This is a genomic window from Bacteroides salyersiae WAL 10018 = DSM 18765 = JCM 12988 (genome assembly GCF_000381365.1).
In the GTDB taxonomy this organism is placed as follows: domain Bacteria; phylum Bacteroidota; class Bacteroidia; order Bacteroidales; family Bacteroidaceae; genus Bacteroides; species Bacteroides salyersiae.
Genome location: NZ_KB905467.1, coordinates 23,434 through 45,392, shown reverse-complemented (window position 1 = coordinate 45,392; position 21,959 = coordinate 23,434). Strand labels below are relative to the sequence as shown.

19 protein-coding genes are annotated in these 21,959 nt (G+C 41.1%); 5 read left to right on the top strand and 14 right to left on the bottom strand.

The annotated features are described in order from the left end of the window. Positions 1 to 2: 2 nt before the first annotated feature. The 8 genes from HMPREF1532_RS11580 to HMPREF1532_RS11545 form a co-directional block, all read right to left on the bottom strand. The gene (locus tag HMPREF1532_RS11580; RefSeq protein WP_005929470.1) at positions 3 to 3,485 is read right to left on the bottom strand and encodes a TonB-dependent receptor; all 3,483 of its coding nucleotides are present in this window, start codon (positions 3,483 to 3,485) and stop codon (positions 3 to 5) included. 816 nt (positions 3,486 to 4,301) lie between these two features. Continuing rightward, entirely contained in the window at positions 4,302 to 6,719 is a 2,418-nt protein-coding gene (locus tag HMPREF1532_RS11575) for a hypothetical protein (RefSeq protein ID WP_005929467.1), read from the bottom strand. 122 nt (positions 6,720 to 6,841) lie between these two features. Next, the gene (locus tag HMPREF1532_RS11570; protein ID WP_005929464.1) at positions 6,842 to 7,852 is read right to left on the bottom strand and encodes a FecR family protein; all 1,011 of its coding nucleotides are present in this window, start codon (positions 7,850 to 7,852) and stop codon (positions 6,842 to 6,844) included. A gap of 69 nt (positions 7,853 to 7,921) precedes the next feature. Beyond that, positions 7,922 to 8,530 carry an RNA polymerase sigma-70 factor gene (locus HMPREF1532_RS11565; protein ID WP_025819883.1) on the bottom strand — a complete coding sequence of 203 codons (609 nt, stop codon included), beginning with the start codon at positions 8,528 to 8,530 and terminating at the stop codon, positions 7,922 to 7,924. Between the two features lie 116 nt (positions 8,531 to 8,646). Then, positions 8,647 to 8,952 (bottom strand): hypothetical protein, encoded by a 306-nt coding sequence (locus tag HMPREF1532_RS11560; RefSeq protein ID WP_005929458.1) that lies wholly within the window; start codon positions 8,950 to 8,952, stop codon positions 8,647 to 8,649. A 265-nt stretch (positions 8,953 to 9,217) separates the two neighbouring features. Beyond that, a complete protein-coding gene (locus HMPREF1532_RS11555) occupies positions 9,218 to 9,586 on the bottom strand; it encodes a YkvA family protein (RefSeq protein ID WP_005929455.1) in 369 nt (122 codons plus the stop codon). Between the two features lie 8 nt (positions 9,587 to 9,594). Next, positions 9,595 to 9,957 (bottom strand): hypothetical protein, encoded by a 363-nt coding sequence (locus tag HMPREF1532_RS11550; protein ID WP_025819878.1) that lies wholly within the window; start codon positions 9,955 to 9,957, stop codon positions 9,595 to 9,597. Next, on the bottom strand, positions 9,938 to 10,510 hold the full coding sequence (locus HMPREF1532_RS11545) for an RNA polymerase sigma factor (RefSeq protein WP_005929451.1): 573 nt from the start codon (positions 10,508 to 10,510) through the stop codon (positions 9,938 to 9,940). The genes HMPREF1532_RS11550 and HMPREF1532_RS11545 overlap by 20 nt, the downstream gene beginning before the upstream one ends. 238 nt (positions 10,511 to 10,748) lie before the next feature. On the opposite strand from HMPREF1532_RS11545, the gene HMPREF1532_RS11540 reads away from it, so the two are divergent. Then, positions 10,749 to 11,162, top strand: coding sequence for a DUF6249 domain-containing protein (locus HMPREF1532_RS11540; RefSeq protein ID WP_005929447.1), 414 nt, complete (start codon positions 10,749 to 10,751; stop codon positions 11,160 to 11,162). Between the two features lie 131 nt (positions 11,163 to 11,293). Here the strand turns inward: HMPREF1532_RS11540 and HMPREF1532_RS11535 are convergent, their stop codons facing one another. The 3 genes from HMPREF1532_RS11535 to HMPREF1532_RS11525 form a co-directional block, all read right to left on the bottom strand. Further along, a complete protein-coding gene (locus HMPREF1532_RS11535; protein WP_025819875.1) occupies positions 11,294 to 11,512 on the bottom strand; it encodes a winged helix-turn-helix domain-containing protein in 219 nt (72 codons plus the stop codon). 338 nt (positions 11,513 to 11,850) lie between these two features. Continuing rightward, positions 11,851 to 13,488 carry a chaperonin GroEL gene (gene groL, locus HMPREF1532_RS11530; protein WP_005929441.1) on the bottom strand — a complete coding sequence of 546 codons (1,638 nt, stop codon included), beginning with the start codon at positions 13,486 to 13,488 and terminating at the stop codon, positions 11,851 to 11,853. A gap of 40 nt (positions 13,489 to 13,528) precedes the next feature. Further along, positions 13,529 to 13,801: a co-chaperone GroES gene (locus HMPREF1532_RS11525; protein WP_005929439.1), complete on the bottom strand. Its 273-nt coding sequence runs from the start codon at positions 13,799 to 13,801 to the stop codon at positions 13,529 to 13,531. A 202-nt stretch (positions 13,802 to 14,003) separates the two neighbouring features. Here HMPREF1532_RS11525 and HMPREF1532_RS11520 point away from each other — a divergent pair, with 202 nt between their 5' ends. After that, the gene (locus HMPREF1532_RS11520; protein ID WP_025819872.1) at positions 14,004 to 15,251 is read left to right on the top strand and encodes a DcaP family trimeric outer membrane transporter; all 1,248 of its coding nucleotides are present in this window, start codon (positions 14,004 to 14,006) and stop codon (positions 15,249 to 15,251) included. A 180-nt stretch (positions 15,252 to 15,431) separates the two neighbouring features. Here the strand turns inward: HMPREF1532_RS11520 and HMPREF1532_RS21525 are convergent, their stop codons facing one another. The 3 genes from HMPREF1532_RS21525 to HMPREF1532_RS11510 all read right to left on the bottom strand — a co-directional run bounded on the left by HMPREF1532_RS21525 (position 15,432) and on the right by HMPREF1532_RS11510 (position 17,849). After that, the gene (locus tag HMPREF1532_RS21525; RefSeq protein WP_005929432.1) at positions 15,432 to 15,587 is read right to left on the bottom strand and encodes a hypothetical protein; all 156 of its coding nucleotides are present in this window, start codon (positions 15,585 to 15,587) and stop codon (positions 15,432 to 15,434) included. Positions 15,588 to 15,669: 82 nt separating this feature from the next. Next, on the bottom strand, positions 15,670 to 16,689 hold the full coding sequence (locus tag HMPREF1532_RS11515) for a lysylphosphatidylglycerol synthase transmembrane domain-containing protein (protein ID WP_005929430.1): 1,020 nt from the start codon (positions 16,687 to 16,689) through the stop codon (positions 15,670 to 15,672). An 11-nt stretch (positions 16,690 to 16,700) separates the two neighbouring features. Beyond that, a complete protein-coding gene (locus tag HMPREF1532_RS11510) occupies positions 16,701 to 17,849 on the bottom strand; it encodes a glycosyltransferase (RefSeq protein ID WP_005929428.1) in 1,149 nt (382 codons plus the stop codon). A gap of 144 nt (positions 17,850 to 17,993) precedes the next feature. On the opposite strand from HMPREF1532_RS11510, the gene HMPREF1532_RS11505 reads away from it, so the two are divergent. From HMPREF1532_RS11505 to hydG, 3 genes are read left to right on the top strand one after another with little or no spacing between them, the layout of a single operon-like run. Continuing rightward, positions 17,994 to 19,460 (top strand): monomeric [FeFe] hydrogenase, encoded by a 1,467-nt coding sequence (locus HMPREF1532_RS11505; RefSeq protein ID WP_005929426.1) that lies wholly within the window; start codon positions 17,994 to 17,996, stop codon positions 19,458 to 19,460. Further along, entirely contained in the window at positions 19,444 to 20,499 is a 1,056-nt protein-coding gene (gene hydE / locus HMPREF1532_RS11500; protein ID WP_005929424.1) for a [FeFe] hydrogenase H-cluster radical SAM maturase HydE, read from the top strand. Before HMPREF1532_RS11505 ends, hydE begins: the two co-directional genes overlap by 17 nt. A gap of 10 nt (positions 20,500 to 20,509) precedes the next feature. Beyond that, entirely contained in the window at positions 20,510 to 21,940 is a 1,431-nt protein-coding gene (hydG, locus tag HMPREF1532_RS11495) for a [FeFe] hydrogenase H-cluster radical SAM maturase HydG (RefSeq protein ID WP_005929422.1), read from the top strand. Positions 21,941 to 21,959: the final 19 nt, after the last annotated feature.

Sequence of the window (21,959 nt, the reverse complement as noted above, 5' to 3'; positions counted from 1 at the left end):
TATTAAAAAGTTACATCTAAGCCAAAAGAGAATGTTTTAGCATAAGGATATACCCGGGCATCGGCATCGGCCGAGAATTGTTCCGGATCTATATATTTGGTTTTCAATTTCGTCCATGTCAACAAATTATCACCACTGAAGTAGAACCTCACACGCTCCATTCCTACCTTCGTAGTCCATTGGGCAGGAAGCGTATATCCCAACGTCAGATTTTTCAAACGGCAATAAGCAAGATTCTGCAGATAACGGTCATTGACTTTTGCTAATGAACGGTCGCCCTGTGCCGCATATCCACGCATTCTCGGGAAATAAGCATCCGGATTCTCTTCCGTCCAGATATTATCGACCCAATCAATTGGAGTGAATGAGGCATACGGACGGGCAAACCCTCCCCAAAAAAGCATAGCATTACCTCCCGGATAACGATTCTGCCTGCCTACTCCCTGGAAGAAAGCAGAACAGTCGAAACCGTACCAGTTGAAGCCCAGATTTCCACTGTATGTATAGCGTGGTCTTGAGTTACCTATAATGCGCATATCTCCACGGTCGTCCGCTGTTTTTTTACCATCATCAATCCTTCCGCTTCCATCAAGATCGGCAAAAATCATATCACCGGCTTTCAAACCTTTATTTTCTCCAATAGCGGTTTCTAAGATGTTCTTACAAACATAGCTGTGATCTATCGCTTCCTGATAAGCTTTTGCTTCCTCGTCCGTACCGAATAAACCGGTAACATGGTATCCCCATATTTCTCCGATTTCCATGCCTACATAATAGTTGGACTTGCTAAATTCTTTCAACGGGTTATCGTATTTCGTTATATGCGAACGACTGTCTGCCAGACTGAGTGACACATTGTAACTGAACGGCTTATCCAACAAGGTAAAACTGTCATTCCAACTCAACGTCATTTCAAAACCTTTTGTACGAAGATCTGCAGCATTCTCTTTAGGTGAAGTAGTCCCATAAACACCCGGCAAGGCTTTACCTGCAATAAGCATATCTCTGGTATCACGGATAAACACATCTGCACTATAAGTCAACCTGTTATTGAAAAATCCCAAATCGATACCCACATTCTTATGTATAATGGTTTCCCAAGTCTGGTCTCCTGCCGGAGGAGGGGTTACACTGGCATAGGTCAATCTGTCACCATCCAGCAGATATCCGTCATAATATGCCATAGTCAGTGTCTGAAGATAAGGATAACAATCCGTTACTGCCTGATTTCCCAAAGAGCCGATAGAACCTCTTATTTTTAAATTAGACACCACATTCCGAATCGGCTCAAAGAACTTTTCTTCACTTGCACGCCATCCGGCGGAGAACGACGGGAAAGTACCGGAACGCTGTCCTTTCGGAAAACGCGAAGAAGCATCCCAGCGAACATTAAACTCTGCCAGATATTTTCCCTTCCAGTCATAACCGAGACGACCGAAATAACCAAGTAAAGCCCATTCATTCTGGCCGCCTTCCAAAGTTACATCCTTCGAGATATCCCCTAAATTAAAGTCGTTCAAATTATCCGACTGGATATTCAATTTTGTTGCATAGATTCTCTTATAAGCATTCTGCTCATAGTTGAAACCGGCTACGGCACGCAAATTGTGTCCGCCAAAAGATTGTTCGTAATTGAAATAAGCATCTGCACTATGATAGTAAACTTTCTCGTTCAACTGACGCAACTTATTTTTAAACAATGAACCATCGGCATCCTCAAGAACTCCGGGATATTGTGAGAACTGGGATTTTGCCGTACGCTCCATATAATCAACCGTATTATACTTAAAACTGTAGTTGGCATTAAAAGATAGCCCTTTATATATTTTAAATGTAGCACCTACGGTATAAGTCATCTGCTTTTTATCTTCCACCGATTTAGAATTACCATCAGCAGTCATTATATGGACTCCATCAGTAGGCTGCTGGCCAATAATCGGGTTACTGAATACGTGTGTTCCGTCCGGATTATAAGGCATCAGGAATGGCATTGCATGGAAAGTATAATTAGGTAAATTGTTTCCGTGGCCTAATCCCGGAGCCGAATATTTGGAAGAGAAGAAACTGGTTGCAAAATTCAATGACAACCAAGACTTAACCTCGGCATTCAAACGGGCTCTCAGATTCCCAGTCTTATATTTATCCGGATTTTGTGCATAAATACCGGTCTGTGTATTGAAATTTCCACTTACCAGATAATTTATTTTATCAGTTCCGCCCGATATACTCACATTATTGTCCCATGTAGGGCGACTTGATTTTATCAAATAGTTATACCAGTCGAAATTAGCATAATACATATACTTATCCACACCGTCGCGATTCTGCACAACCGTCCACGGGCGTTCCGGATTCTCGGTTTTGTCATAACGACGGGCCTCGAGTTCTTTATAGTCGTCCTCCGTATACCGGGTATAAGAGTTTCCATTATAAGATCTCATAAAGCCATCCACTAACTTGGCCGCATCATATCCGGAAGTTATAAAATCGGTTTTCGTTGTTTCGGTAGAGAAACTGAACCTGCCATTATAATTTACCTGCATTTTTCCGGCTTTCCCTTTCTTCGTAGTCACCAATACTACTCCAAAAGGTGCTCTGGCACCATATATGGCAGCAGAAGAAGCATCTTTCAAAACAGAAATAGACTCAACATCACGTGGATTCAGATTATCAATGTTACCCTCAATGCCATCGATCAATATTAATGGTTTGGACTCCTGATTGATAGATGCAAAACCGCGAATATTCATACTGGTTGTCTCACCCGGCTTTCCGGAACCAAAAGATATATTCAAATTCGGAATTGCACCCTGAATGGCTTGTCCTAAGTTAGCTACCGGACGATTCTCAATCGCCTTCGAATCAGTATAACCGATCGCTCCTGTCAGATTGACTTTTTTCTGCGTGCCATAGCCGATTACTACCACTTCTTCCAGTGCCTTGCTATCTTCAGTCATCCTAATGTTAATATTCTGTTTTTCTTTCACTTTTACGGTTTGTGGCTTATACCCGATATACGTAAAAGTAAGGGTATGGCCTACCGGTACCTTTACACGATAAATTCCATCAATATCGGTTATTGTGACCCCTACCCCGTCCACTGCGACATTCACACCAATCAGAGGATTACCGGCATTATCCACCACTTTGCCACTCACATCCAAGTCGTTTCCCACCTGTTTTACAACCTGCGCTTTAGAAAGAATGATGTGATTGTCTTTAATTTCATAGCTCAGTTTTTGTCCTTCAAGGATAAGTTTGACAGCCTTTTCCAAAGGTTCGTTTTTAAAGTTCAACGTAATACGCTGATTCATGTTGACATCATTTACATTAAAGAAAAAAGACTTTCCGGTCTGTTTTCTTACAGCTTCAAGAGCTTCCTTAACCGTTACATTCTTTAGGTTAAGCGATACATTTTGCGCCTGGATGAAAGTGCACCAACAGAACAACAATAATGTAAACAGTCTCAATTTTCTTTTCATCATAAGAATTAAATAAGATTAATACGGATAAAATCAGTTAAGTAGGAATTTCAAAACATTGTATACATAGATTAAATATTCCGGTTTATATGAAAGACAGGTAAAAGAGAAATGTGTGTAGTCTGATTTTTACTTTTTTTCTTAAAACTTCAATATATCAATCTGGCAAAATGATATTTCCAATCCCGTACAATCCTTTTATTGGGAAAAATGATGTATAGAGAGGCAATTACGTCTTTATTTTCCAATCGTCTCTTTTCAATTTATCAGGTTCAGAGTCAACTACAGAATACATTCCTTGCACTTTCAGATATTTACTACACAAATCAACACATATCTCGCACTATATAACACTTTTTGCTACTTAATAACGAATCAAAATCAGATAGGAACCAGTGCAAAAACATGATTTTTGAGGAAGCAATATACCCGCTTTACAGAGCTTTTGTCGCTCCTCGTAGAGTCTTATGCCGTTCCTCTACGAGTCTTTTATATTTTCTCGTAGAGGAACCGTACTTATTATATAAAGATAGTAAGGTCAAGGTATGTAGAAAACAACATATTCATTCAAATTAAGTGAATATATGCAGAAAAGAGGGAGTCATATATTGAATTATTATACAATCCATTTTCTATTTGAAATAAATTTGCAGAATAGCATGTCAGAAAAAAGACAATATAAAATCAAAAGAATAGTATAATCCGCTTTTTAGTAACACTTTTTTCAAACAGCTACCTTGAATTTCTCTAACTATGGTTCCAGTACATTTATAAAAATTAGAATAGATAACAATAAAACCATCTACCTCAACGATTTCTCTATTTTATCAATGAAGGAATATTTCCAATCCATCTCATCCCTGCCGGACAATTTTTACGAATACGATTACCCGGTAAAACAACTTCTACCTCCACATCACCGGATAAATTAAGATGTATTCCCACAACCGTTTCTTCATCGGGAGCAATGCAAAGAATCCCCTCCTCATATTCGGCTGTACAATTCCAACACCGAACCCGGCCGGCTCCATCCGCCACAACATAGGCAGAGGTCAAAGCACATTCTTCCATTACCTTAAAGATCTCCTGTACGGTGTTATCACCCGCACCACCCCGCTCACCAAATGCACAAACGGCATTCTCATTATCCGGTCTCAGCCAGGGACTGATCATATCCAAATACTGTTCTCCGACAATGGAATCCACCGGATGCCAATCATGTTGCCTGTCGGTCCTTTCCATACAAACCTTACCTTTGATATAAGGATCGGGAAGAAATCCCCACCGCAAATGCCCGTTCAATTCCATAAATTGAGCACATGCACCTAACGTATCCATAAAATCGGATAGATAACGGACTTCTCCCGTCAACAGGTAAAGGTAATAACACGCATAGATCTTCCATGCCGTCCAGCCGTGAGGAGAATTCATTACCTGATTCGGTACAAAATAAACATCAAGGGCCTCCCAATAACGCAAAGTTCCCCCTCTCATACGACAATCCGGAATTAACTGCTGTTCCAGACATTGATGCTTGCCCATCAGATAAGCAGCAGAAGAAGTATATCGCTCCCGTCTTGCAGAATCACCTTCCAATAACGCCCGCAGCGCCAATTGCAAGGCACTGCAGGTTATCATTCCATCTTCAAAAGTCATATCTCCTTCTGTCTGAATATCATCGAGTCGAAGCAATAAATCATCAATCGCCCTTTCTGCCGATTCTTTATGCCGTACATAACGCTCTTTCCACAAAGGGGAGCCGATAAGCCCTCTTTCGGCTGCCACCAATTCAAGCATCGATTTAGCCGGATAAATAACAGCCGTATAATGAGTCCCCTTGGAACGGTACGCACCGTCTGCCGACTGCACTTTCTCCGAACATAAATAATCGCCCACATGAGCTGCCTTTTCAAGATAACCGATATCGCCTGTAGCCTCCCATAAATCAACCAGCATTCCAACGAGCGTAGAGAAATTCTGTACCCTGTCCGGTGCGGCTTCAGATTTAGGAATCCAAGTCAACGTATCGATAAAGAAAGGAAGCGTACGGTTAAAACGTTTCTCAAGTATACTATCCACAGAAGTCTCCGGAAAATGGCGAGCACCCAGAAAAGCTGTATAATATCCATAAAAAGCTTCACATCCATTTGAAAAAAGAGGTGGATTCCTTGCCACAAAATCACGGGCATTCTTCATATACCAAGACCAGGGATTGCGTATGTAAATACTGGCTTCTGCTGTTTTTCCATTGATAGCCGTAGCCGTAATCCGATAAAGCCCTTTCTGTGAAGAAGGAGAAAATAAAGCAGAATATACATTATCAGCGACACCATCAACCGGCAAAACAGACTGCGTACCATCGGGTGCTTTTACGATCAGTTTTTCCAAACCGCTCTGGCTATGGATAAGTAAACAACTCGTTTCGTGTCCGGCCATCGTATATTTCTCACATTCAATCATCGGAGCCTGTATCCATTGAGATAGCTTTTCTTTCACTCCGGCAAGCCGGTCGACCACTCCCAAATGTAATGTCCATTTTCTTGTTTCATGTGGTTTCAGTGAAATATTGTTCTGGGGATGCCGCTCCGGCAAAGGCAGGCAGTGCAACAAATCGAGACTCCCTGTCTTTATCTGGTGCCCCCACTTCCACTCCATCGATCCTTCATATACATAATTCAATGTATAAGAAGCTACCGGTTCTTCGACCCCGATTCCCATAATGATCTGACGTGGAGACATAAAATATCCCCAAGCAAAATCCTTCTCACAACGCAGCAAAGTAGGGAAAAACTTAGTATCCCAATCCGGATATGTTTTCATCTCCGAATCAACTCCTATAAAAAGCCGGGAATATTCAGGTCTAAAAACATCATCTCCCCGATTAGATATAGTACATTCAACAATCAAATGATCGTATGCTGCCTTATATCGAAGTGTGTAATAAATATCACCCTGATGAGCTTCGAACACATAAAGCTGCTTTTTCGAAGGACACAATTGCATGCCACTCCATGCCGGCCCTGCCAAGCTGTCATCTCTGAAAGGAATCGTTTCCCAAACATCTCCCATCAATTGTCGGAACTGTTTTATGGTTCCTCTATCCGGATGAACAGATACCTCCCATCCGTATTTTTCACCTCCTACCGTCAGATATTCAGTTGACGAGAGAGTAAAGGGATAGATTATAAACAAAAATACAAAACAATGAAAATGAATGAATTTGCGCTGATCTTTCATGAATAATTCTATTTAGGAAATTGCACACCGACTGTATCAGAACAATACAGCCCCGACAAATTCCGGATAAACAAATATCTATGTGTTAATTAATCAGCATAAAGGCAGACAGAGAAAAAGCATCAATGGAAAATGCGAATTTCACTCTTGTCCATATCGTAATGATAATTAAATTTATTCGTAGCAGACATAATATCCATAATTTGCACGATATTGTCCGCTCCGATAGTTATATCACCATAAAAAATCAAATGCTTCAAATCATCATTGTCAAAATGAATGGTGACATCAAATGCCCGTTCCAAAATTTTAGCTATATTACCTAATTTCTCCTCATTAAAGAATACATTATTATCAATCCACGCATTCATATATTCAGCATTGATATCTTTGACGGTCAAGACTCCACTCCTTTTATTACAGGTTATCAATTGATTGGGTTTCAACAAAATAGATTTATCAAACCTACTGTCACGAAAATCAACGGAGCCTTCCAATAGAGCTACCCGGATTTCATCATCTTCCTGATAATTCTGCACATTGAATTTAGTTCCCAATACTTTTACCTTCGCTTCACCCGAAACCACCACCAACGGAAGCTCCGGATTCTTACTGATTTCGAAATACCCTTCACCTTGCAATGACAAATCCCGATTCGTTATTCCAAACTGATTATTATAGCAAAGTGTGGATGCAGCATTCAGCCAAACGATACTGCCATCCGGAAGATTAAATTTCAACTTGGCCCTTCGGGGAGTTTCCAATGAATAAGTCAACAATTTTTCAGAAGATGAGGTACTCAATAAATAATTAGTTCCTATACCTGCCATAAAAATCAGACAAATACATGCCGCATAATAAAGAATCCTCCTTAAAGGAATCATCTTATTCTTGCTTTTTACAGCTCTATCCACTTTTTCCTTAAAATTTTGATATGCAAGCTCTTTATGATAACGCTTTTTATCGGTAGAAGCAACGGAAAGCAACCACGCTTCTTCATACTGCTGAAAGTATGCTTTATTTTCGGCAGACTCCTTTACCCATTTCCGCAAAACCTGCAAATCTCCTGAAGAAATGGTTCTCTCTAAAAAAGAGAGTATCAAACTATCTATATTTGTTATATTTCTTTCCATATTCTATAACTTAAGACAATCCGTTTGCACTTTTGTGTAGTCTAATATGACGATTTTATTTCAAAATCATTAAAGTAACGTTAAAAACACCAGAATTGACAGTATATAGTCTTTCAACTCTAACCGTAGTTTCCCTAATGCATTCTTCATGTGATATTTCACTGTATTAACCGAAATATTCAGTTCACTCGCTATTTCTTCATATTTCATACCGTCAAACCGGCTCATTTTAAATACAGCCCGGCATTCGGGAGACAATTCATTAATTATCGAATTTATTTTATTCTCCAACTCCTGTTCCAGCAAGCTTTCTAACGGATGCTTGTTCTCTATGAAAAATAATTCTTCTATTGCCGCTTTATCCTCATATTGATTAATACTTATTTCCCGTTGAATATATTCCTGCTGCAGATAATTAATACAACGATTCTTCACGCTCCTCACTAAATAAGAGCGCAGAGAATACTTAATATCAATATTGTCTTTTATTTCCCACAAATTATAAATGATATCTCCCACTATCGTTTCCGAAATGTACTCATCTCTTAGATAACTGTCAGCAACCATACATAAGAAATCATAGTATTTATCAAAAATAAAACGAAAGGCATATTCATTTCCTTCTCTCAAATAGATCATGACATTATTATCCGTAATAATATCATTTTTGTTACTCATAGTCATAGTTAATCTCCAGGTACACCTGTCATTTAGTCAAATTAAGTAAAAGATTTAATTGTTGTATTTCAAAGATAAATAAATCCAATCATACTAATAACAAAAAGTCTAATTATTTACTTTTTCTGATTAAAAAGCCAATCCATAAAGTCTGGATAATTAAAAGCCGGATACCATGAAAAATGATCGCACCCATAGAACTCAATATATGAAACATAATAATGATACTCATACATCATCTGCATACACTGCCCAATACTATCCCGCTTATTACCCGGATCCTGTAATTGTGAACCGCTAAAAAGCTGTTTGAACCCACTATCGATAACATTATCCTGACAGAAAGTCAAAGGAGAATAACCCTGCAAAACGATAATAAAGAAAACGATATATAGTTTCCTGTAACTACGATTGTTTTTCATAATAGGACATAATTTGTTTAAGGTATTGGTACCTCCCCAACAATCAGACAGTCAATATGAAAAAACGGGTAGTGTCATATCTTGATTTTTCCATATCCTTAAAAGATATTAACAATACATTTTAAGAAAAATATAAATCCTATTTATCCAAACATCTATTAAGAGCCGGTTTAAATTTTCCTCTCAATAAAAAAGAGGCAGCACAAAATTTTCTATCTCATCAGAAAATCATGTGCCGCCTCTTCTTTACTTTAATGGTGATAAACTAAAGTAATATTTCATATTTTAATTCAGGAAACCATTTTTCCAGAATATTGTCTACTTCGGATTCTATTTCAGGGGTTATGTGCTTTTTCACTTTCTTATATGCTATCGTTACAGCTGTTATTTCATCTATCCAGCCCAAAACAGGGAATCGCCGGGCAGATATCAAATCAACAGGTAATATTAAATAAGAGAGTGCAGAAACAACCAAAAGTTTATCTGACAAGGGTGTATCAGGACTCTTCAATACATAATAAAGAGAAAGCACAGGACGCATGGAAGTACGTCCAAGAGTTTTCCCCCAATCTTTTATCTTTTCTAAAAGCTGGTCAAAATCCAACTTACTAACAAATCTGTCTATCTCTTTCATATGCGATACTATTTATATATTGATTTTTTTCTCCTGATCCAATAATCTATCCCTAAAAGCCCCAAAGCCAATAACGCAATATAAGCATAGAAAGCTATTAACGGGAAAGAGGTTGAAGACAGCTTCAAATGAAGCATAAAATCCGATGGACTGAAATCTAAATAAAAAAACAAATAGTAGACTAAAGTACCCAACATCACAAACAAAGCAGCCAATAAAGAGAAAAGCAGATTCCTCTTTTTCCGTCTTTCCTGTTTTACTGCCTCTACGCGTATCTGTTCCATCATACGAAAAGTGAAATTGGAAGACAGACTTCCGGATTTTCTCTTTTCAAGCACTTGTTTCAATGTATTATCGATTTTTGTTTCCATAACGGCTCTCCTCATTCATTAATAAATAGATTTTCTTACGCGTCCGATGCAACTTCACTTTTACATTTCCAGACGACAACTTTAAAATCTCACTAATCTCTTCCATTGATCTTTCCTCATAATAAAAAAGGGTAATTAACGCTTTCTCTTCTGCAGTCAAGCGATCAATCGCATGTATTAGTTTCGCTATCCGTTCTTCATCATCCGTCAGACAAAGTATATCGTCTGCTTTATCGTCAGGCACATTGTTAATGGTATTTTCATCCACATAGAAAAACTCCTGCTTCTTTTTACGAGTTGCGGATATGGCCGTATTATAAGCAATCCGGTAAATCCACGTAGAAAACAAACACTCTCCTTTATAATTACTCAGGTTCCGGAAAGCTTTTAAGAAAACATCCTGTACAAGCTCCTCCGCATCTTCAGAGCAACCGACTATTTGCACGATCAACGAATAGAGCGGACGACTGTAACGATCGAGTAAAACAGAAAAATACTCCGTTTCTCCATCCAAAATCCGTGCAATATACCGTGTCTCTTCGTTTTGTACCATGATATCCGGTTAGACGCAGTTTACAGAAAAAGGTTACAGAAATAACCTAAAAGTCTGTCTGAATTTTCCCTTAAAAGCTTTATCAGCTTCTTTTGAGCAAAATTAAAACAGGACCCATACCTTTTAGGATACAGGAATCATCCCGATAAATAAATTCAATTTTACTGTAACCTTTTTCACTGTATCGCGTCAAACAGTACAAAGAACGAAATTATTCACTTAAAAACATACGATTATGATGGATTTTATTATGGTTCCACTCATCATGGGAATTATTACATTAGGAATTTATAAACTGTTCGAACTATTTGCATGCAGACGAGAACGCATGGCTATCATTGAAAAATTGGGCGATAAGATTTCAGCAGCCGATTGGAAAGGAAAGTTTTCCCTACCCATTTACAACCATTATTCTTTTAGTACATTGAAAGGAGGCTGCCTGATGTTAGGTATCGGATTGGGGTTATTGATTGGCTTTTTTATTTGTGCATCTGCCATACCCGATTATCTTGCTACCAGTGACCTCAGTTGGAATGCGAGACAAATAGTCGGCATCGTTTATGGCTCCAGTGTTCTGCTTTTTGGAGGTGCCGGCCTGATTACCGCTTTCCTCATCGAGAACAAAATGAATAAAAAGAAAGAAGACCGATAAGAATCGGAAAATATATAAAAAATTCTTCGCTAAGAACCTTACCCCTACTACAACACAACATCGGTAGCAGGGGTAAAGTCTTTTTAAAGAGACTTTCTGTACCCTCTTATTTTCTATCTAAAAAGCATCAATTAGCCGATATACACATTTACACACAGAAAAACATAAAGTTCGTCTTCTTGTTGTTCAAACTCAATTTTATCTTCTCTGGCTAACCAACCTAAAGCTGCCCCCAACTCTTTATCTTTGAGCCCGGATTTCCTTTTAAGGCTCCCGTAGCTCCATTTGTCATTGTTGCTTAGCAACTGCCAAACTTTCCCGGCATTCAAGCCAATTTCCATCTTATCCATAATTTAATACAATAATTTAAAGGTTGTAATACAATCGGTTACCATTTCATCGATTAAAGTTAACAAAATTGCGCAAACATTGTTACTGCAAAAGCAATAATTTTCTATTTCACACAGCATTTTTAACATAACGACCGTCTTACAACTCAATATATTACTGTTCTTAGCATACGTTAAACGGGATACTTTTTTTCATTATAATATGTTAGCCAAAGTTAGTATAAAACGTGTTTATACGGCAATAAGAAACAACTTGAAGAAATAGTGTAACTACTAAAAAAAAGAAAGCCACTTCAAACAAACTGAAGCGGCTTTCCTCTTAAAATTATGGGATAATATTACATCATTCCACCCATTCCTCCCATTCCGGGAGCGCCCATCGGCATTTCGGGTTTATCTTCCTTTTTCTCTACAATTACACATTCGGTAGTAAGGAACATACCGGCAATAGAAGCAGCATTTTCCAAAGCTACACGAGCAACCTTAGCAGGATCGACTACACCGGCAGCATGCAGATTCTCGTAAACATCCATACGGGCATTATAACCAAAGTCACCTTTGCCTTCACGAACTTTCTGAACTACTACAGCACCTTCCTTGCCTGCGTTAGCTACAATCTGACGAAGCGGCTCTTCAATGGCACGCTTGATGATTTCCACACCGGTTGTCTCATCGGCATTATCACCCTTCATACCTTCCAGAACATCGATAGCACGAATATAAGCTACGCCACCACCCGGAATGATACCTTCTTCGATAGCTGCACGAGTAGCACGAAGGGCATCGTCTACGCGATCTTTCTTCTCTTTCATTTCTACTTCAGAAGCAGCACCTACATAAAGAACAGCTACACCACCAGACAATTTAGCCAGACGTTCCTGTAATTTTTCACGGTCATAATCCGATTTAGTAGCAGCAATCTGAGCCTTAATCTGATCGCAACGTTCCTTGATGTTCTCTTTTGCACCGGCACCGTTTACGATAGTCGTATTATCTTTAGAAACCGTAACCTTATCGGCTGTACCCAACATTTCGATAGTAGCCTGTTCCAGTTTCAATCCTTTTTCTTCGCTGATAACCACACCGCCTGTCAAGATAGCGATATCTTCCAGCATTTCTTTTCTGCGGTCACCGAAGCCCGGAGCTTTCACTGCACAAATCTTCAACTGAGAACGCAAACGGTTTACAACCAATGTGGTCAATGCTTCACTGTCAACATCTTCTGCAATCACCAATAAAGGACGTCCTGTCTGTACAGCAGGTTCCAAAATAGGCAAGAAATCTTTCAGATTAGAGATTTTCTTGTCATAGATCAGAATGTATGGTTTCTCCATTTCACATTCCATCTTCTCTGTATTGGTTACAAAGTAAGCAGATAAATAACCACGGTCGAACTGCATACCTTCTACCACACCGATAGTAGTGTCAGTACCCTTCGCCTCTTCAATAGTGATAACACCGTCTTTAGAGACCTTGCGCATTGCATCAGCAATCAGTTTACCGATTACCGGATCATTATTAGCAGAAACAGTAGCTACTTGCTCTATCTTGTCATAGTTGTCACCTACCTTTTCGGCCTGATTCTTAATAGATTCAACCACCTTGGCAACAGCTTTGTCAATACCGCGTTTGATATCCATAGGACTTGCACCGGCTGTTACATTCTTCAAACCTTCAGCTACGATTGCCTGAGCCAAAACTGTTGCAGTCGTTGTTCCGTCACCAGCATCATCACCTGTTTTAGAAGCTACCTCTTTTACCAGTTGGGCACCGGTATTCTGATAAGCATCTGCCAATTCGATTTCTTTAGCCACCGTCACACCGTCTTTAGTGATGTGAGGAGCTCCGAATTTCTTTTCAATAATGACATTACGTCCTTTCGGACCCAGTGTTACTTTTACTGCATTTGCCAAAGCATCGACACCTTTTTTCAATTGGTCACGGGCATCGATATTGAATAATATTTCTTTTGCCATCTCTATTTACTATTTAATAATTTACAATCTACTATTTTAATTAACCCAAAACAGCGAGAACATCGCTTTGACGCATGATAAGGTATTTGCTACCTTCCACTTCGAGTTCTGTTCCGGCATATTTTCCATAAAGAACCGTATCGCCTACTTTTAATACCATTTCTTCATCTTTTGTACCGTGACCTACTGCCACAACTTCACCTTTCAAAGGTTTTTCTTTTGCTGTATCAGGAATAATGATACCGCCAATTGTCTTTTCTTCTGCAGGTGCAGGGAGTATCAGCACTCTGTCTGCCAATGGTTTAATGTTCATAGTTACTTTTTTGTTTTATATGTTATACATAATTATATTATTAATCTGTCCGTTTCAAACGAACGAAAAACAGATTGCGAAAACCGTGCCAAAATCAAAATATGTTTGTTTGTCAGCGAAAGACTGACAAAATGACGCAGATGTGGCTGACGAATTAGGAATAAATTATGTACCTTTGCACGTCATTTACGCACACATTCATATGAAAAAGAAATTACTACTCGCAATTTGCCTTTTGGTAACAATGAACGGCTTTGCCCAAAAGAAAGATTTCAAATACAAATTCTATGGGCAAATCCGTACGGATTTATTTTACAACAGCCGCGCCAATAAAGAAACGGTGGACGGATTATTCTATATGTATCCATTGGATAAACTCCCGGATGCAGATGGAAAAGATTTGAATGCTACAGCCAACGGAAGCTTCTATGTTTTATATACTCGTTTGGGAGTAGACGTGGCAGGGCCGAAATTGGGAAATGCCAAAACATCCGCCAAAGTGGAAGTCGATTTCAGAGGTTCGGGAACCACTTTTTCCACTGTACGCGTACGCCATGCCTATCTAAATTTGGATTGGGGCAAGTCAGCCCTCCTGATGGGACAGACCTGGCATCCCCTGTTTGGTGATGTCTCCCCACAAATATTAAACCTCTCGGTGGGGGCTCCTTTCCAGCCATTCAGCCGGGCACCGCAAATACGGTATCAATACACTAACAAGAATCTTCAATTGACAGGTGCTGCCATTTGGCAATCGCAATACTTGTCAGTGGGTCCGGATAATGTAAAAAGCCAGAATTATATTAAAAACAGTTGCATCCCGGAGATTTATGCCGGAGCAGATTACAAAGGAAAAAACTGGTTGGTAGGTGCAGGTATCGAATTATTATCCATCAAGCCCAGAACAGAATCAAAAGTGGAGACACCGGAATCGACACCGGAAAAAAAACACTATAATACTTATAAGGTAAACGAACGTATTACCACCCTCTCATACGAAGCACATCTGAAATACAGCAATGCAAACTGGCTTGTTGCTGCAAAAAGCGTATTAGGAAGTAATCTGACACAAACCTCCATGTTAGGCGGTTACGGCATAAAATCCAAAGACGCAAAGACCGGTAAACAAGAGTATGCATCTATCTTAAACTCCAGTTCATGGGTGAATGTGGTATATGGCAAAAAGTGGAAACCGGGAGTTTTCCTCGGATATATCAAGAATTTAGGGACCGGGGATTCTGTAACCCAATTATACGGTACAGGAACTGATGTCGATCAACTCACGACCGTGGGAGCTGAGTTGACTTACAATGTAGCTCACTGGAAATTCGGACTTGAATATACATTCAGTTCAGCCTGGTATGGTTCGATGGATACTTCAAACGGAAAAATCAAAGATACCCATTCCATCAGCAATCACCGTGTTGTGGGAGTAGCCATGTTTATGTTCTAACTACAATTCAACATACTCGATATATATCAACCGATAAAGGGGAAAGCATAAAAAACACATCCTATGCTTTCTCCTTTTATCAATTAATCCGAGAAAACGGGGCAATCCGAGAAACCCTTTCGAAGAGAAAACATACATTTTATAAATATGAAGCACATAGGTAACAGCCATTATATTCTTCTATCGAGTTGCAATCTCTATCGTCCGGTTTTGGTACTTCTTTGTAAAATCGATAAGCGAACTACCCATATAGAAAAGGAATACCAAACTTATAATGGCCATCAATGTACTCACCATAGCAAAATGACTTTTTCGTACCAAATCGTTTTTACCCATCGTAATTTCTTTCTTTGATTATTCATAGTACAAAAATAAAGCCGGAATCTTACATCTTCCTTACAGAAACGTGACAGTTCACTTACGTTTTCAACTTTCTGAGCCAACCGGGTAATATACAGACTCCGATAAAAAGATACATGTAATAGGTTATCATCCGCCAGATAAAAGCAACAAGCAAAGCCATTCCACCGATAGTAAAAAAGTCGGCATAATATACCCGAAACATATATTCGCTTACACCGCTACCACCCGGTGTGGGACTGACAGTCATCACAATCCAGAGAATAAGCTGCCTGACAAAAGCCAATAATTGATGCCCGTTTGTCGTGAAAGCAACCAACAATGCATTGACCACCAGATAGCGTGACATCCATGAAATGCAAGTCATCCCAAAAACCTTTAGCCAAAAAAGCAATGAACGATGACTCATCTCATGAGAGCTGATGACAAGATTATCAGTCAGCGTCTCGACAGCTCCTTTCCAACGGTAAAGCAGTGGAATACGGAAAACCGCCAGTAACAAACGTTTCACCCATTCAGGGCGGTGAAACAAAGCCACATATAATAATAACGTCCAAAAAACAATCAAAGAATAAACGATAAAAAACAATGCTTTAATTCCTGAAGAGATGACACCGATACTGCCAAAAAGTTCGTCAAAAGAAAACAAAAGCAATGCAACAGGACAAGCAAATACAAAAAACAACTCATCTAAAAAAATACAGGAAATCATCAATGCCGTACTTTTTCCGGCATCAACCCCTTCTTTATTGAGAAATAAAACAATGAGACTTCCCCCGCCCACAGCCGAAGGGGTAACAGCCGAAGTAAACTCACAAAGCATGTTCACATTAAAAACCTGACGCCAGGTAAGCGTATCGTCGCTAAGCCAACGCAAACGTACCATTGCCCCAAAATCTCTACCGAATATAAATAAAAAAGCCAATAAGATTCCTCCACACATCCGCCAGGAAAAATGAAGTCCGGAAAACAACTCCGGATTAAAATCCCTATAGAAAAGCCAACTTACAACAACCAATCCTATAAGAACAGGCAGAAACACATAAGAGATTTTAAAGGTTTTTATCGTATTACCCATCACGTCGTCTTTCAATTTCCGCTGCGATGGATAAGGTTAACATACCGATCGTATACCTCTTCTGCCACATCTTCCCATGAGCGGGCTATACTGTGTGAAGCCGCCTCTCCGGCTTCCGCTATCAATTGTGGGGTCTCTAATAACTGACTGATACGGGATGCATATGCCGTAACACTGTTATCACTCAAGAATCCATTGACAGAATCATGTATTACCTCTGCCGAAGTGGAACCTTTGATCAGTAACGAAGGAGTATGCAATGCGGCTGCTTCACGAACAACTAACGGAGCGTTATCATATAAAGAAGGAAAAAGAAACAAATCTGCTGCCGCATAATACAACTTCAACCGCTCACGTTCTGTTATACTTCCCATGAAAATCACCTTATCCGTTAGATACAAATCCTCTGTTTTCCTCCGCAGTTCGGAAGCAGCATATCCCGAACCGATAAAATACATCCGAAAAGGAAGTGTTCGGATTTCAGCCAAGGCCTCCAACAAAAATTCCAGATTCTTTTCCCAGATATGCTGTCCCACGAATAAAAACATAAATTCATCGGAAGGTAACCGCAGTTTATCCCTTGCCGAACGCCGTAACTGTTCCACTGGGATATTCCCAGCAAAGTCACTGCCATTATCAACGACTTCCACTTTACCTTTATACCCGTATTCACGCAAAGTTTCTTCTACCGCCGCCTGTGGAATCCATACTTCATCTGCCATTTCATAGAAACGAATAATGCTTCGAATCAGATAGTCAACCAGAGCTTTGCAAGGAATGACCCTCTCAAAATCAGAACGGTACTTAGAATGAAATGTAGCTACCAAAGGAATATGCTGCGTTTTGGCTATTTTCAGAGCAAGCGAACCGGATGAAAAAGGACAATGCGCGTGCACCAGTTCAAAAGAGAGTTTATTGATTCGTTCGTGAAAAGGCCAGTCAATACGTGGAAACCCCAACCGATACGGTTTACGCATAGGAATGGGAACAGAAGAATAACGATACACCGGATATGCCTCTTTATCTTTTGCAGCCGGTGTTTTAGGAGTCACAACACAAACATTGCCGGCTTTTTTATGAAGCCAATAAGCATAATTCTGTGTAGTAAGCGATACCCCATCCATAATCGGAGGGAAACAATCATTAAAAAGCCCTATCATAATAATTTATTCGGTTGAGTGCAAAGAAACACATGGGATATTACAATTGTTTGAAGTTGGCATGACAATCATCTTTAACGAATATTAGTTTTTCAGCAAACTGTTCATTATCTTTGCAGTCCCTAACAACCCTAAAAAGACATTATGGCATTTACTAACAACGTTATGATTGTCCGCCACAAACTGCTGGCCGACCTCGTAAGACTATGGAAGAAAGATGAATTAACAGACAAAATCGACCGGCTTCCCATTGAATTGAGCCCCCGTAAATCAAAACCATTGGGACGGTGCTGCATCCACAAAGAGCGCGCTGTATGGAAATACAAATGCCTCCCCTTGTTGGGACTGGACATGGCAGATGAAAAGGATGAGTTGACTACCTTGTCCGAATACGCCCGTCAAGCATTAGACCGCGAAACGTGTACTAAAGAGAATATCCTGTGCGTAATAGATGAAGCCTGTTCTTCCTGTGTACAAATCAATTATGAAATAACCAATCTCTGCCGGGGGTGCGTGGCACGCAGTTGCTATATGAACTGCCCCAAAGATGCCATCCGTTTTAAGAAAAACGGACAAGCAATGATTGACCATGACACTTGCGTCAGTTGTGGCATCTGCCATAAAAGCTGCCCGTACCATGCCATCGTCTATATTCCTGTGCCTTGCGAAGAAGCTTGTCCTGTCAAGGCAATCAGTAAAGACGAACGGGGTATCGAACACATCGACGAGAGCAAATGCATCTATTGCGGAAAGTGTATGAACGCTTGTCCGTTCGGTGCCATTTTCGAAATCTCACAAGCCTTCGATGTTCTGCAACACATACGTAAAGGAGAAAAGATGGTAGCGATTATTGCTCCTTCCATCCTCGGACAGTTCAAAACCGATATAGAACACGTATACGGCGCTTTCAAGGAGATCGGTTTCACAGATGTGATCGAAGTGGCACAAGGGGCCATGGATACCACCAGCAATGAGGCCCATGAGTTACTGGAAAAGTTGGAAGAAGGACAAGCATTTATGACAACTTCCTGCTGTCCGTCGTATATCGAATTGGTAGAAAAGCACATTCCCGATTTAAAACCTTACGTATCCACCACCGGCTCGCCCATGTACTATGCAGCCCGTATTGCAAAAGAAAAGCACCCGGATGCAAAAATCGTATTCGTCGGTCCTTGCGTGGCAAAACGTCAGGAGATACGTCGTGATGAAGCAATAGATTTCATTCTGACATTTGAAGAAATAGGTTCCATCCTCGACGGTATGGATATCCGGTTGGAACAGGCTCAACCTTTCTCTCTGGCATACACTTCCGTGCGCGAAGCACACGGATTTGCCCAGGCAGGTGGTGTAATGGGAGCGGTAAAAGCTTACCTGAAAGAAGAAGCCGACAAGATCAACGCCATCCAAGTGTCCGATATAAACAAAAAGAATATCGCCTTGCTCCGGGCATGCGCCAAAACGGGCAAAGCCGCCGGACAATTCATCGAGGTAATGGCTTGTGAGGGCGGTTGTATCACCGGACCGAGTACGCACAACGATATTGTTTCCGGTCGCCGGCAATTGGTACAGAGCTTGCTTAAACGCAAAGAATCTTATGAAAATATGGGTTGACCGTCTCAAACAAGAACATACCCTCCCGCCCGAGGGATACAAGGCACTACTGACCTGCACCCATGTCGATGTCACCACATATCTGCACCGACAGGCACAGAAAGTGACACAGGCACGTTTTGGTAATAATATCTATATCCGTGGACTAATTGAAATCAGCAATTGCTGCCGGAACAATTGCCATTACTGTGGAATACGAAAAGGAAATCCACAAGTAGAGCGATATCGCCTCAGCCGTGAAACGATCCTCGACTGTTGCACGCAAGGATACGAGTTGGGATTCCGTACCTTTGTAATGCAGGGAGGAGAAGATGCGGCACAATCGTCCGAATGGGTGGAAGAGACCGTAGCCGCCATAAGAAACCGCTTCCCCGATTGTACCATTACCCTGTCTTTGGGAGAAAAGACCCGGGAAGAATACGAGCGTTTTTTCCGTGCAGGAGCCAATCGTTATCTCCTGCGTCACGAGACATTTAACGCAGAACATTACAAGCTGTTGCACCCGGCAGAAATGTCACAACAAAACCGGATACAATGTTTGCATTGGTTAAAAGAGATAGGCTACCAGACAGGGACAGGAATAATGGTAGGCAGCCCCGGGCAGACGACCGATCATCTCATCGAAGACATCAGGTTCATCGAATGTTTCCGCCCGCAGATGATCGGCATAGGTCCTTTTATCCCTCATCAGGATACACCTTTCGGCACATCCGCGCCGGGAAGCATAGAGCAGACTTTACGGTTACTCTCCATCTTCCGGCTGATGCTGCCCGATGCACTCATTCCGGCTACTACGGCCTTGGCCACCCTTGCACCCGACGGGCGCGAACGAGGTATACTGGCAGGTGCCAACGTGGTGATGCCTAACCTCTCGCCTTGCGAAGAACGAATAAAATATGCATTATATAATAACAAAGCTTCTCTCGGTGCCGAAGCTGCCGAAGGTCTTGCCATGCTGAACAAGCAGTTACAGGCTATCGGTTACAAAGTACTTCCCACACGAGGAGATGCCCCAAACGGTGATAACCCGTTTAAATAATTAAAAAACAATGGAAACCATACCTTACCTCCCCCATTCCTCCCGAGCTGATGAATTCATCAATCATCAGGAGATATTGGACACACTGGAGTATGCCCGCGAAAACAAAAATAACCGGACGCTGATAGAACGACTCATAGACAAAGCCGCCCTGTGCAAAGGACTCACCCACCGGGAAGCCGCTCTCCTGCTGGAATGTGACCAGCCGGATCTGACAGAACGTATCTTTCACTTAGCCAAAGAGATTAAACAGAAACTCTACGGTAACCGCATCGTGATGTTTGCGCCACTCTATCTCTCCAACTATTGCGTAAACGGCTGTACCTATTGCCCGTATCATCTGAAGAACAAAACGATTGCCCGTAAAAAACTGGCACAAGAAGAAATTCGTCGTGAAGTAATCGCCCTACAGGATATGGGCCATAAGCGTTTGGCATTGGAAGCCGGTGAACACCCGATACTCAACCCGTTGGAGTATATTCTCGAATCCATCGAAACGATATACAGCATCAAACACAAAAACGGAGCAATCCGCCGGGTGAACGTCAACATAGCCGCCACTACGGTGGAGAACTACAGAAAACTGAAAGATGCAGGTATCGGAACCTATATCCTCTTTCAAGAGACTTACCATAAAGAGAACTACGAAAAGCTCCACCCCACCGGACCCAAAAGCAACTATGCCTGGCATACGGAAGCTATGGACCGTGCCATGCAAGGAGGAATAGACGATGTGGGCATCGGAGTCTTGTTCGGACTGAATACTTTTAAATATGACTTTACCGGACTGCTAATGCATGCCGAACATCTTGAAGCCGTATTCGGAGTAGGACCGCATACGATCAGTGTTCCACGCATTTGCCCGGCTGATGACATCGATACTGCCGACTTCCCCAATGCCGTGTCCGATGATATATTCCGCCGCATCGTAGCAGTGATCCGCATTGCCGTACCTTATACAGGAATGATTATTTCTACCCGTGAATCACAAGAGTCTCGGCAACAGGTTCTTGACATAGGTATTTCACAAATCAGTGGCGGCTCGCGCACCAGCGTAGGCGGTTATGCGGTGCCGGAACCTTTATCCGAAAATTCAGCGCAGTTTGATTTGAGTGATACCCGTACACTGGACGAAATCGTGAGCTGGCTGCTCGACTTAGGATACATCCCCAGTTTCTGCACTGCCTGCTATCGGGCCGGAAGAACAGGCGACCGGTTTATGTCACTGGTTAAATCAGGCCAGATAGCCAACTGCTGCGGACCGAATGCCTTGATGACTTTAAAAGAGTATCTGGAGGATTATGCCTCTCCCGCCACCCGTATCAAAGGCGAATCGTTGATAGCTGCCGAAGCTGCCGGAATACCTAATCCGAAAATCAAAGAAATAGCCATCCGGAACCTGAGCGAAATAGCTAATGGGAAAAGAGACTTTCGGTTTTAGTGTAGCACCCGGTGCTACC

What these genes read in the sequence shown, in the direction of transcription:
- HMPREF1532_RS11555 (WP_005929455.1), bottom strand. Translation starts at nt 9,586, where the DNA reads ATGAAAGAGATAGACAGATTTGTTAGTAAGTTGGATTTTGACCAGCTT.
- groL (WP_005929441.1), bottom strand. Translation starts at nt 13,488, where the DNA reads ATGGCAAAAGAAATATTATTCAATATCGATGCCCGTGACCAATTGAAA.
- HMPREF1532_RS11535 (WP_025819875.1), bottom strand. Translation starts at nt 11,512, where the DNA reads ATGGATAAGATGGAAATTGGCTTGAATGCCGGGAAAGTTTGGCAGTTG.
- HMPREF1532_RS11565 (WP_025819883.1), bottom strand. Translation starts at nt 8,530, where the DNA reads ATGAGTAACAAAAATGATATTATTACGGATAATAATGTCATGATCTAT.
- HMPREF1532_RS11505 (WP_005929426.1), top strand. Translation starts at nt 17,994, where the DNA reads ATGGCATTTACTAACAACGTTATGATTGTCCGCCACAAACTGCTGGCC.
- HMPREF1532_RS21525 (WP_005929432.1), bottom strand. Translation starts at nt 15,587, where the DNA reads ATGGGTAAAAACGATTTGGTACGAAAAAGTCATTTTGCTATGGTGAGT.
- HMPREF1532_RS11550 (WP_025819878.1), bottom strand. Translation starts at nt 9,957, where the DNA reads ATGGAAACAAAAATCGATAATACATTGAAACAAGTGCTTGAAAAGAGA.
- HMPREF1532_RS11525 (WP_005929439.1), bottom strand. Translation starts at nt 13,801, where the DNA reads ATGAACATTAAACCATTGGCAGACAGAGTGCTGATACTCCCTGCACCT.
- HMPREF1532_RS11570 (WP_005929464.1), bottom strand. Translation starts at nt 7,852, where the DNA reads ATGGAAAGAAATATAACAAATATAGATAGTTTGATACTCTCTTTTTTA.
- HMPREF1532_RS11540 (WP_005929447.1), top strand. Translation starts at nt 10,749, where the DNA reads ATGGATTTTATTATGGTTCCACTCATCATGGGAATTATTACATTAGGA.
- HMPREF1532_RS11510 (WP_005929428.1), bottom strand. Translation starts at nt 17,849, where the DNA reads ATGATAGGGCTTTTTAATGATTGTTTCCCTCCGATTATGGATGGGGTA.
- hydG (WP_005929422.1), top strand. Translation starts at nt 20,510, where the DNA reads ATGGAAACCATACCTTACCTCCCCCATTCCTCCCGAGCTGATGAATTC.
- HMPREF1532_RS11520 (WP_025819872.1), top strand. Translation starts at nt 14,004, where the DNA reads ATGAAAAAGAAATTACTACTCGCAATTTGCCTTTTGGTAACAATGAAC.
- hydE (WP_005929424.1), top strand. Translation starts at nt 19,444, where the DNA reads ATGAAAATATGGGTTGACCGTCTCAAACAAGAACATACCCTCCCGCCC.
- HMPREF1532_RS11515 (WP_005929430.1), bottom strand. Translation starts at nt 16,689, where the DNA reads ATGGGTAATACGATAAAAACCTTTAAAATCTCTTATGTGTTTCTGCCT.
- HMPREF1532_RS11575 (WP_005929467.1), bottom strand. Translation starts at nt 6,719, where the DNA reads ATGAAAGATCAGCGCAAATTCATTCATTTTCATTGTTTTGTATTTTTG.
- HMPREF1532_RS11560 (WP_005929458.1), bottom strand. Translation starts at nt 8,952, where the DNA reads ATGAAAAACAATCGTAGTTACAGGAAACTATATATCGTTTTCTTTATT.
- HMPREF1532_RS11545 (WP_005929451.1), bottom strand. Translation starts at nt 10,510, where the DNA reads ATGGTACAAAACGAAGAGACACGGTATATTGCACGGATTTTGGATGGA.
- HMPREF1532_RS11580 (WP_005929470.1), bottom strand. Translation starts at nt 3,485, where the DNA reads ATGATGAAAAGAAAATTGAGACTGTTTACATTATTGTTGTTCTGTTGG.